The following is a 10,653-nucleotide window of genomic DNA, read 5'->3' as shown; positions in this document are numbered from 1 at the left end:
GGCACCGGCACCGGGACCACCGAGGGCGCCACGACCGACGGAACCGACGGCATCGCCAGCGGCACCCAGGTCACCGCACCCATCGGCATCCCCGTAACAGTCGGCGGCAACGCCATCTCCCTCACCGGAGACAGCACCACCACCGACACCGCCACCACCGCACCGAGCGGCACCGGCACCGGGACCACCGAGGGCGCCACGACCGACGGAACCGACGGCATCGCCAGCGGCACCCAGGTCACCGCACCCATCGGCATCCCCGTCACGATCGGCGGCAACGCCATCTCCCTCACCGGAGACAGCACCACCACCGACACCGCCACCACCGCACCGAGCGGCACCGGCACCGGCACCGGGACCACCGAGGGCGCCACGACCGACGGAACCGACGGCATCGCCAGCGGCACCCAGGTCACCGCACCCATCGGCATCCCCGTGACGATCGGCGGGAACGCCATCTCCCTCACCGGAGACAGCACCACCACCGACACCGCCACCACCGCACCGAGCGGCACCGGCACCCCGGTCTCGACCGGCGGGGAGGACGGCATCCTCGGCGGCACCCAGCTGGCACTGCCGGTCGCCGTGCCGATCACCATCGGGGGGAACGCGATCTCGGTCACGGGTGACACGACGACGGAGGGATCGGTGACCGAGCCGATCCCCACGACGCCGGTCATTCCGACCATCCCGGTCGACCCCACCGAGCCGGTGAACCCCACCAATCCGGTCGACCCCTCGTTCCCGGTGGACCCGGGCACACCGGTCACCCCCGGAACGCCGTCTGACGGCGGTGCGGTCATCACGCCGGGCGCACCCGCTGTGGCTAACGCCGGCTCGGCGACCGTCGCAGACGCGACGTCGGCCCTCGCCGCCACGGGCGGCACGGATCCGGGCGGCCTCGCTGCCGTCGCCGTGCTGCTGAGCCTGGCCGGTCTGCTGCTGCTGACCGGTCGGCGGCGGAGCGCCAGCCGAGTCTGACGCACGCGCCCGGATGGCGCGGAGCCCCTGCGGCTTCGCGCCATCCGGCGTGCCCGCGCGCAGCAACGACGACGCGGGATGTCACGGACCCGAAGGCCCGCGGCATCCCGCGTCGATCGAGCTCCCGGAGGAGCCGAGGAATTACTTGGCAGCAACCACCTGGAGGGTGATCACGGCGGTCACGTCGTCGCGCAGACGAACCGTGGCCTCGTGCAGGCCCACCGACTTGATCGGCGAGGTGAACTGCACCTTGCGCTTGTCGATCTCGCCGATGCCGGCGGTCTTGACAGCGTTGGCGACGTCCTCGGTCTTGACCGAGCCGAAGAGGCGTCCCTCGGCTCCGGCCTTGACCGTGAGCTTGACCTTGTCGGCCTCGAGAGCGTTCTTCAGCGCCACAGCGTCTTCGTGGGCGTGGATCGCGCGCGCCTCGCGAGCGGCACGGATCGAAGCAACCTGCTTCTCGCCACCGCGCGTCCACGCGACAGCGAAGCCCTGGGGGATGAGGTAGTTGCGGGCGTACCCGTTCTTGACCTCGATCACGTCACCGGCGCTACCGAGCCCGGTGACCTCATTCGTGAGAATCAGCTTTGCCATGGTGTATCCCCTTACCGGCCTGCGCCAGCGTAGGGCAGGAGCGCCATTTCGCGAGCGTTCTTGATCGCACGTGCGATCAGGCGCTGCTCCTGCACCGAGACACCGGTGATACGACGGGCGCGGATCTTCCCGCGCTCCGAGATGAACTTGCGAAGCGTGGCGACGTCCTTGTAATCAATGACGCCAACGCGGATCGCCTTCGCGGGAGCGGCGTTCTTCGCGCCCTTCCGCGGCTTGCGGCGGTCGCCGCTCGACTTTCCAGCCATGTTGTTTCCTTAAACGGGTGTGTGTCGGATGCAGCGGCCCGCCGCATCCGCAATCTCAGATCAGAAGGGAGTGTCGTCGCCGTAGGTGCCAGGAGCACCCCAGGCGTCGGCACCGCCGCTGTTGCCGCCAGCGTTCGGGGTGCTGTTCGCAGAACCGGGGGTCGCCCACGGCTCTTCGGCAGCGACCTGCTGCGGGCGCGACTGGCCCCCGCCACCACCGCTGCCACCTGCTGCGCGCGTCACCTGTGCGGTGGCGTAACGCAGGCTCGGGCCGATTTCGTCGACTTCGAGCTCGATGGAGGTGCGGTTGGCGCCTTCGCGGTCCTGGTAGGAACGCTGCTTCAGGCGACCGGTGGCGATGACGCGGCTTCCCTTGGTGAGGGATCCGGCGACATGTTCGGCGAACTCCCGCCACACCGAGGCGCGGAGGAACAGCGCGTCGCCGTCCTTCCACTCACCCGACGCGCGATCGAAATTGCGCGGCGTCGATGCGATGGTGAAGTTCGCGACGGGAAGCCCGTTCTGCGTGTACCGCAGTTCGGGGTCGGCCGTGAGGTTTCCCACGACGGTGATGACAGTTTCGCCGGCCATGAGCCTTACGCCTTTGCGACCTTCGCGGGAGCGGCAGCCTTGCGAGCAGCCTTCTCCTCGGAACGCTTCGCCTCGGCGGCGACCAGCGCGATGGCCTCTTCGGCACGGAGGACCTTGGTACGCAGGATCGACTCGTTCAGCTTGAGCTGACGGTCGAGCTCCTGCGTGGCCTCGCTCGTGGCGGTGAAGTTGACGACGGCGTAGAGGCCCTCGGTCTTCTTCTGAATCTCGTACGCGAACCGGCGACGACCCCAAACATCGACCTTCTCGATCGAGCCACCATCATTCGTGATGACCTTCAAGAACTTGTCGAGGTTCGGCGCGACCTGGCGCTCGTCGATCTCGGGGTCGAAAATGACCATGAGTTCGTACTGGTGCGAGTGCGTCACTAACCCACCTCCTTCGGACTAGAACGGCTACCGGGCATTTCCCGGCAGCAGGAGGGTGCAATGCACGTTGTCCGGACTGATACCGACATGGCGGTGGCCAGACAACCTCGACAGTCTAGCGGATGCAGCATGGTGCCGCATCCGCCGCCTTCGCGGCGTCATCGGGGCCCGGTAGCGTGGCCGCATGGAGTGGACGGCGGACGTCTCGGTCGGAGAATGGCTGCGCGAGCGGATCGACCCGTGGCGCGGAACGATGCACGACGTGGTGCCGCGCGGGTTCGCCGCGTACGCCCGGGTGCTGCATCCGACCACACGGTCGCGGCCCGTCGGGCGCGACTGGCCGCCCATCCCTCAGGACAGGCACCGCCGGGAGTGGGAGCGCTTCGCCGACGACGGGGTGCAGATCGAGACGGAGCCCGCACTGTGGCGTGATGCCGCGGCGTCGTTCGGCACGACCCTGCATCCCCTCGCGCAGTGGGGCGCCCTGGTGAAATCGCGCGGCGACGAGTGGTCGCCGTCCGACTGGCAGCAGGCGCAGTCCGCGGACGGCTGGCAGTACGACGCCCCCCGGGAGGGCGAGCTGGATGCGGCCGTGACCGCCGCCCTCGCCCAGCACCTGGTCGCGCGGGCGGGAGCCCAGGCGGGGTACGCCGCCGTCTGGTCGGGATGGGGCGGGTTGCTCGGTCACATGGGCGTCACCCCGTCACGCGGGTTCCTCACCCTCACCGCCGGCGAGGACGACGACGCCGACCTCGCCCGCCACCGCGAGATGCTGGCGCTGAGCCGGTCGGATCCGTTCAACCGCCCCTACGCCACCGAGACCTGGCAGCGCGGGATCCTGGCGGACGACGTGTCGCGGGGGCCGCTGCTGGAGTTGCCCGGCCGCGAGCACGTGCTCTTCGCCGGGGCGCTCGAGGTCTTCGCCGACCCGCTGTGGCAGCGCCGCGTGCCGTGGCACGACGTCGAGCTCGAGAACGCGGGCTTCGCGAGCACGGCGGCGTCGCCGAGTCTGCTCTGGCCGGACGACAGGTCGTGGGTGCTCACCACCGACGTGGACTGGGACTCGACGATCGTCGGCGGGGATGCGGATCTCATCGCCGCCATCTGCGCCGACCCGGCGCTGGAGGCACTGCCCATCGCCGCGGACTCGTCGTTGCAGTGGGACGCGGACGAGGTCAACCGATGACGCCGCGGTTCGACCCGTCGGCCCTCACCGCTCCGGTCGACCGGCAGGAGGTCCGCGCCTTCCGACGCTCGCGGAAGACGGCCGGCTCGACCAGCGCCGCCAGCGTCGCCATCGCGATCGTCGTCTCGATCATCGGCGCGCTCGTTCTCATCCCCACCTTCGTGGGCACCCTGATCTCGGTGTTCGCGGCGTTCGGCACGGGCGGTCTTTCCCTGATCGCCCTGGTGCCGCTGCTGGCTCTGATCGCTGTCGTCGGCCTCGGGGTGTTCTTCGGCATCCGGGCCTTCCTCGGCGCCGGGGTGCGCGCATACCGGCTCTCGCGCTTCGCGCAGGCCAACGGCATGGCCTACGTGGGTTCCATCAACAACCCGCCCCTGCCGGGCATGATCTTCTCGCACGGGTCGAGTCGCGCCGCGAACGACGCCGTGCGCGGCGAGAAGCCGCGCTTCGTCGAGTTCGCGAACTACCGCTACACGACGGGGTCCGGCAAGAACCGCACCACCCACCGGTGGGGATACGTGGCCATCAAGCTCGACGTGCCGCTGCCGCACATCGTGCTCGACGCACTCGGCAACAACGGCCTGTTCGGGGCGTCCAACCTGCCGATGGCGTTCCGCACCGAGCAGCGGCTCAGCCTCGAGGGGGACTTCGACCGGTACTTCTCGCTCTACTGCCCCGAGGGGTACGAACGCGATGCGCTCTATCTGTTCACCCCCGACGTGATGGCGCGCTTCATCGACAACGCCGCCGCGCTGGACGTCGAGATCGTCGACGACTGGCTCTTCCTCTATACGAAGCGCGATGTCAGCACTCTCGACCCGGCGACGTGGGCCTGGCTGTTCGGCACCGTCGGCGCGATCCTCGACAAGCTCGCGCAGTGGTCGCGGTGGCGCGACGACCGCCTGGCGGCGGAGGCGTCCGGGGCCGCACCGGCCCCGATCGCCGGAGCACCCGTCGCCGACCCGGCCGATCCGGTGCCGTTCGCCCCGCCCGCGGGCATGCTCAGGCCGCCTCCCGGTGTCGCCGCGGGCGGCCGCCGTCTCCGTGGGCGCGTGCCGTGGGCGGCGTTGATCGTGGTCGGAGCGTTCGTGTTGCTCTGGATCGTCTCGCAGATGGGAATCCTGGGCGCGTTGTTCCTGCACTGACCGGGTCGGTCATTGTGGCGTGAGAACAATCTCATGTCCAGAGGTGCGGTGGTCGCTGTGCTGCGCCTCTAGCGTGGAAGCGGGCGCAGCTGCGTCCCCACACAGCACACGAAGGAACCCGCCCATGCGCAAGCTCGCTCCCCTCGCCCTCTCCGCGATCGCCCTGCTCGCCCTTGCCGGCTGTGCCGGCGGCGGCTCGAACGCGGGCGGTGGCGACAGCAACCAGTCCGTCGCCGACGCCTGCGCCATCGCCGAAGACAAGCTCACCGCCGCCCAGAGCGAGCTGAACGAGTCGATGTCGGCCGCCACGTCGGGCGACTACAGCGCCGCCTCCGACGTCATCAGCTCCTTCTCCGCCAGCTTCGACGAGGCGCTGGACGAGATCTCGAACCCCGAGGTCGAGGCCGCGCTCAGCGGCGTCGCCGCCGACTACGAGAAGATCGGCGCCGCCCTCGAGCAGCTCTCCGACATCGGCACCGACCCGGAGAAGGTCGACGAGATGACGGCACTGTCGAACGAGATGACCGAGGTCTCCTCGAGCCTGCAGACCAGCGCCACCGAGCTCGCCGAGCTCTGCAGCTGAGATCAGCACGAGAAAGGGCCGGCCGCATCGCGGTCGGCCCTTTCTCGTGCTCTCCGGCGACCGTTCATGCGGGAGAACCGACAGATTCCACGATCCCGGCCGGGCCGACGCGGTCGGAGTGATGGACTCGTCCGGGCTTCGCCGCGGCGCCCCTGAGGATGCACGTCGCGGCGGAGTCCCTCGAGAAGGAGACCCGATGGTGACACGAATCCGCCAGCGCTGGGCGCTGTTCGCCGCGACCAGGCCGACGCTCGCGCAGCTCGTCGTGTTCGTCGTGCTGAACGTGGGCGTCACGGTGCTGCAGCTCGTGCTGATGCCCGTGTCGAAGGCCCTGTTCGGGCTCACTCCGCTCGTGGACACCGGCTTCCAGGCGCTGCCCATCGGCTCGTTCTTCATCTTCGACTACGCGGCCGGCCCGCTTCCCGAGGGCGGCGGCGGACTCGCCTACTTCCTCGCCGTGCAACTGACCCTCGCGATCGCGCAGGTCGTCAACTTCTTCGCCCAGCGCAACATCACCTTCAAGTCCAACACCAACGTGTGGTGGGCCGCTCTCTGGTACGCGGTGGCGTACGTGGTGATCACGTTCGGCGCCGCGGCCCTCCAGAGCGTCTACAAGGGCCCCGTGTACGACCTGTTCATCACCGTGTGGGGCATGGGGGCGACGGGCGAGACGATCGCCGACGTCATCACGATGCTCATCAACGCGTTGATCTCGTGCGCGGTGTTCTTCCCGATCTTCAAGATCATCTTCCGGCGCGAGCCCGAGGACGAGACGGTGCCCGAGGACCGGGTGCCCGTCGGCGCCTGATCCCCGCTAAGAGGAAGGCCCCGCCGCAGTCGACAGCGGCACCCACTTCTCCCTACGATGAGCGCACGACCTGGGGGGTATGGCGATGTCTACGGTTCACGAGGATCCATCGAGACGAACGACAGAGCGCGCGGATGCGACCGGGCTCGACATCACGGCCATCATCTGCGCCTTTGTCGTCGCCCCCGTCGGAATCATCTTGGGAGCGGTGTCCCGGGCCCAGGCCACGAAACGAGGTGTGGGCGCGAACACACTCTCGACGCTAGCGATCGTGCTCGGCTCCGTTTTCACCGCGTTGGGGATTCTTGCTGTTGTCGTGCCGATCGTCGTCTTCGGGACGATGGCCGGGAACGCTGTCTCGGAAAGGGACCGTCAAGAGGCCTGCGCCGACCTGTCCCCCCACGTCGCTGCGCTTACGACGTACGGCCTCCTCACCCCGATCACCGGAGAAACACCACCGGACGACGCTGCGGAGTTCGAGGCACAGACACGAGCCGTCAACGAGATTGCTGAGATCGTGCTCGCCCGCCCACGGGAGGACACCATCGCGGAGTCTGCGGAAAGCGTTCGGAGCTATTCACTCGACGTCCTCAATGGGTTCGGCTTCGACGGTCCGACCCAACTCGCTCGGGCGGCCCTGTCGGCGGAGGCGTCTGTCGGCTCCGCACGCGGACTCGCGAGCGCGATCGAGGGCTACTGCGGGGTCAACTAGGCAGCGAGCCGTCCCCCGCGGCGGGTGCCAGGTCGAAGGCCACGAGCTCGTCGTCGGTCAGCATGCGCGACCGGATGAGGAACCGCATGCCCGTCGGTCCCTCGACGCTGAAGCCCGCCCCGCGGCCCGGCACGACGTCGATCGTCAGGTGCGTGTACTTCCAGTACTCGAACTGCGAGACCGACATGTACACCTCGATCGGGTCGTCCACGCCCGCATCGATCGCGCCCAACAGCACGTCACCGGGACCGGTGAGGAACATCCCCACCGGGTAGCACATGGGCGAGCTGCCGTCGCAGCATCCCCCCGACTGATGGAACATGAGCGGGCCGTGCTGGATCGTGAGATCCCGCAACAGCGCCGCGGCCGCATCCGTCACGGCCACCCGGTGGTAGGCGTCCATGTCAGAAGAAGCCCATCGGGCCCTCGGCGTAGGACACCAGCAGGTTCTTCGTCTGCTGGTAGTGATCGAGCATCTTGAGGTGGTTCTCGCGTCCGATGCCGGACTGCTTGTAGCCGCCGAAGGCCGCGTGCGCCGGGTACTGGTGGTACGTGTTCGTCCACACCCGGCCCGCCTCGATGCCGCGCCCCGCCCGGTACGCGGTGTCGCCCGACCGGCTCCACACGCCGGCACCCAGGCCGTACAGGGTGTCGTTGGCGATGCTGATCGCGTCGTCGAAGTCGCTGAACGCGGTGACCGAGACGACCGGACCGAAGATCTCCTCCTGGAAGATGCGCATGTCGTTCGTCCCCTCGAACACGGTCGGCGCCACGTAGTAGCCCCCGCTCAGTTCGCCGCCGAGGTCGACGCGCTCCCCACCGGTGAGCAGCTTGGCGCCGCCCTCCTTGCCGATGTCGATGTAGGACAGGATCTTCTCGAGCTGATCGTTGGACGCCTGCGCACCGATCATCGTGGCGGGATCCAGCGGGTTGCCCTGCACGATCCTGCCCACGCGATCGAGCCCGTCGCCCAGGAACTCGTCGTAGATCGAGCGCTGGATAAGCGCCCGCGACGGGCACGTGCAGACCTCGCCCTGATTGAGCGCGAAGAACGTGAAACCTTCGAGAGCCTTGTCGTAGTAGTCGTCGCGCTGGCGCGCCACATCCTCGAAGAAGACGTTGGCGCTCTTCCCGCCCAGCTCCAGCGTCACGGGGATGAGGTTCTGCGACGCGTACTGCATGATGAGCCGGCCCGTGGTGGTCTCGCCGGTGAAGGCGACCTTGCGGATGCGGCGATGCTGCGCCAGGGGTGCGCCCGCCTCGATCCCGAACCCGTTGACGATGTTGACCACGCCCGGCGGCAGCAGATCGCCGATGAGATCGAACAGCAGCAGGATCGACGCCGGGGTCTGCTCGGCGGGCTTCAGCACGACGCAGTTGCCGGCGGCGAGCGCCGGAGCGAGCTTCCACGTCGCCATGAGGATGGGGAAGTTCCACGGGATGATCTGACCCACCACACCGAGCGGCTCGTGGAAGTGGTAGGCCACGGTGTCTTCGTCGATCTGGCTGAGCGAGCCCTCCTGCGCACGCAGCACGCCCGCGAAGTAGCGGAAGTGATCGACGACCAGCGGGATGTCGGCACCCAGCGTCTCGCGGACGGGCTTGCCGTTCTCCCACGTCTCGGCGACGGCGATCATCTCGAGGTTCTGCTCGACGCGGTCGGCGATCTTGTTGAGGATGTTGGCCCGTTCTGCGGGGGTCGTCTTCTTCCACGAGGCGAATGCCTGCCATGCCACATCCACGGCGCGGTCGATGTCTTCGCTAGTGCCGCGACCGACCTCGCAGAACGGCTTGCCGGTGATCGGGGTGATGTTCTCGAAGTACTGGCCCTTGACCGGCTCGACGAACTCGCCGCCGATGTAGTGGCCGTAGCGGGAGCGGTACTGGGCGATGGATCCCTTCGTGCCCGGGGCGGCGTAGACGCTCGACACGCCTTCTTCGACGATCGTCATGGTGTCTCCTTCGACGGTGATGACGACGCGACCTCGTCGTCGCGTTCCCTCGGAGGCTACGGCGGGCGAGGTTGCATCCGGTTGCGCCGCAGGCGACCGGGCGCGGTCAGTCGTCCAGGGACTCCAGCCGCGCGACGAGTCCCGCGCGCTTGGGGGATCTCGCCGGGAGCATCTCGAGGCAGAGCCGGAGGATCTCGGAGTCGGTGGCGGCCGCATCCGTCTCGGCGAAGGCGAGGAGCACGTCGAGCGACGCCTCGGCGAGCAGCGCTTCGCGCAGGGCCAGCCGCACCGACGCGCGGAACTGCTCGACGCCGGGAGCGACCGACTCGGGGAGGACGTCGCCGCGGTAGGCGGCGAGCGCCACCCGGTGCGCGCCGCGGTCGAGCAGCGACAGCACGCGGTGCGCATCGGTCTCGACGTCCGTGTCCACCCGGTACGGACGCGACTCCAGCGTCATCGCCGGCGCGATGCGGGCGAGCACCTTGCGCAGCCGCACGATCTCGGCCCGCAGGGTGACCGCGGTGTCGCCATCGCCGTAGACGAGCTCGCCCAGGCGCTCCGCCGAGAGTCCCTGCCGGTGCGTCGCGAGCATCAGGAGGATCTCGGCGTGCCGTGCGCTCACCTCCGCGATCCGTGCGTCCTGGTCGCCGGTGACCTCGAGCTGGGCGCGGTCGCGACCCAGCACCCGCAGGGCGACCTGCACGTGCTGGGGCTCCCGGGAGCGCCGCACGGGGGCGCGGCGGCGTCCGCTCTCCGCCCGCATCCGGCTGAGCAGCAGCTCGCCCTCGACCGCGCGTGCGGTCGCGTCGACGAGGAGCCGGGCCTGCGAGGTCACGACCTGCTCGCCGCCGGTGATGTCGATGACCCCCAGCACCTCGCGCGTCTGCGGATCATGGACGGGAGCCGCCGTGCACGACCACGGTTGCACCAGCCTGTTGAAGTGCTCCGCTCCGCGGATCTGCACCGAGCGGCCCAGTGCGAGCGCCGTCCCCGGCGCTGAGGTGCCGACGGCCTCCTCCGACCAGTTCGCGCCTGGGACGAAGCCCATGTCGGCGGTCAGCAGTCGCACGCGCCGGTCGCCCTCGACCCACAGCAGGCGCCCGGCCGCATCCCCCACCGCGATCGCGACGCCGGAGTCGTCGGGGTCGCCCGGGATCAGCAGTTCGCGGATCATGTCCATGACCCCGGCCAGCGGATGCGCGGTGCGATGCCGCAGCAGAAGGTCGGCGCTCAGCGCGAGCGGCGGCAGCGCCTCGACCCCGACGAGGCCGTCGATCGAACGACGCCAGCTGTCGCGAACGACCCCGCGCACGTCGCGCAGCCGCGCGTCATCCGCATTGCCGCTGACGAATTCGTCGTGGGCGCGCTCGATGATCGAACGCGACGCGTCCGCGGTGGGACGCGGGGGCGACCACGGCGAGGACATCCGGGACCTCCGATCGACGG

At 69.2% G+C, this 10,653-nt stretch carries 13 protein-coding genes; 6 read left to right on the top strand and 7 right to left on the bottom strand.

Annotated elements, in window-relative coordinates:
• On the top strand, positions 1 to 981 hold a 981-nt coding region (locus tag AB0N73_RS06660), incomplete at its 5' end, for a chaplin family protein (protein ID WP_363561635.1).
• A 141-nt stretch (positions 982 to 1,122) separates the two neighbouring features.
• Here AB0N73_RS06660 and rplI read toward each other — a convergent pair.
• From rplI to rpsF, 4 genes are read right to left on the bottom strand one after another with little or no spacing between them, the layout of a single operon-like run.
• Positions 1,123 to 1,575 carry a 50S ribosomal protein L9 gene (gene rplI / locus AB0N73_RS06655; protein ID WP_363561633.1) on the bottom strand — a complete coding sequence of 151 codons (453 nt, stop codon included), beginning with the start codon at positions 1,573 to 1,575 and terminating at the stop codon, positions 1,123 to 1,125.
• Positions 1,576 to 1,586: 11 nt separating this feature from the next.
• Entirely contained in the window at positions 1,587 to 1,841 is a 255-nt protein-coding gene (gene rpsR, locus AB0N73_RS06650; RefSeq protein ID WP_137418536.1) for a 30S ribosomal protein S18, read from the bottom strand.
• A 60-nt stretch (positions 1,842 to 1,901) separates the two neighbouring features.
• Positions 1,902 to 2,432 (bottom strand): single-stranded DNA-binding protein, encoded by a 531-nt coding sequence (locus tag AB0N73_RS06645; RefSeq protein WP_363561631.1) that lies wholly within the window; start codon positions 2,430 to 2,432, stop codon positions 1,902 to 1,904.
• Between the two features lie 5 nt (positions 2,433 to 2,437).
• The gene (rpsF, locus tag AB0N73_RS06640) at positions 2,438 to 2,794 is read right to left on the bottom strand and encodes a 30S ribosomal protein S6 (RefSeq protein WP_363561692.1); all 357 of its coding nucleotides are present in this window, start codon (positions 2,792 to 2,794) and stop codon (positions 2,438 to 2,440) included.
• Between the two features lie 211 nt (positions 2,795 to 3,005).
• On the opposite strand from rpsF, the gene AB0N73_RS06635 reads away from it, so the two are divergent.
• The 5 genes from AB0N73_RS06635 to AB0N73_RS06615 all read left to right on the top strand — a co-directional run bounded on the left by AB0N73_RS06635 (position 3,006) and on the right by AB0N73_RS06615 (position 7,255).
• Entirely contained in the window at positions 3,006 to 4,007 is a 1,002-nt protein-coding gene (locus AB0N73_RS06635) for a hypothetical protein (RefSeq protein WP_363561629.1), read from the top strand.
• The gene (locus tag AB0N73_RS06630) at positions 4,004 to 5,152 is read left to right on the top strand and encodes a hypothetical protein (RefSeq protein WP_363561627.1); all 1,149 of its coding nucleotides are present in this window, start codon (positions 4,004 to 4,006) and stop codon (positions 5,150 to 5,152) included. Before AB0N73_RS06635 ends, AB0N73_RS06630 begins: the two co-directional genes overlap by 4 nt.
• 124 nt (positions 5,153 to 5,276) lie before the next feature.
• Entirely contained in the window at positions 5,277 to 5,735 is a 459-nt protein-coding gene (locus AB0N73_RS06625; protein ID WP_363561625.1) for a hypothetical protein, read from the top strand.
• Positions 5,736 to 5,931: 196 nt separating this feature from the next.
• Positions 5,932 to 6,543 carry a hypothetical protein gene (locus AB0N73_RS06620; RefSeq protein ID WP_363561623.1) on the top strand — a complete coding sequence of 204 codons (612 nt, stop codon included), beginning with the start codon at positions 5,932 to 5,934 and terminating at the stop codon, positions 6,541 to 6,543.
• A gap of 85 nt (positions 6,544 to 6,628) precedes the next feature.
• The gene (locus AB0N73_RS06615; RefSeq protein WP_363561621.1) at positions 6,629 to 7,255 is read left to right on the top strand and encodes a DUF4190 domain-containing protein; all 627 of its coding nucleotides are present in this window, start codon (positions 6,629 to 6,631) and stop codon (positions 7,253 to 7,255) included.
• Here the strand turns inward: AB0N73_RS06615 and AB0N73_RS06610 are convergent.
• From AB0N73_RS06610 to AB0N73_RS06600, 3 genes are all read right to left on the bottom strand, one after another.
• On the bottom strand, positions 7,248 to 7,658 hold the full coding sequence (locus AB0N73_RS06610) for a DUF779 domain-containing protein (protein ID WP_363561619.1): 411 nt from the start codon (positions 7,656 to 7,658) through the stop codon (positions 7,248 to 7,250). The two genes, AB0N73_RS06615 and AB0N73_RS06610, sit on opposite strands and share 8 nt — an antisense overlap.
• Before the next feature lies 1 nt (position 7,659).
• Positions 7,660 to 9,207, bottom strand: coding sequence for an aldehyde dehydrogenase family protein (locus tag AB0N73_RS06605; RefSeq protein WP_363561617.1), 1,548 nt, complete (start codon positions 9,205 to 9,207; stop codon positions 7,660 to 7,662).
• 106 nt (positions 9,208 to 9,313) lie between these two features.
• Entirely contained in the window at positions 9,314 to 10,633 is a 1,320-nt protein-coding gene (locus tag AB0N73_RS06600; protein WP_363561615.1) for a GAF domain-containing protein, read from the bottom strand.
• Positions 10,634 to 10,653 lie beyond the last annotated feature (20 nt).

It is taken from the genome of Microbacterium sp. NPDC089189 (assembly GCF_040685095.1).
In the GTDB taxonomy this organism is placed as follows: Bacteria; Actinomycetota; Actinomycetes; order Actinomycetales; family Microbacteriaceae; genus Microbacterium.
Note: the sequence above shows the minus strand (reverse complement) of the source record. Positions and strands in the feature narration are given on the sequence as shown.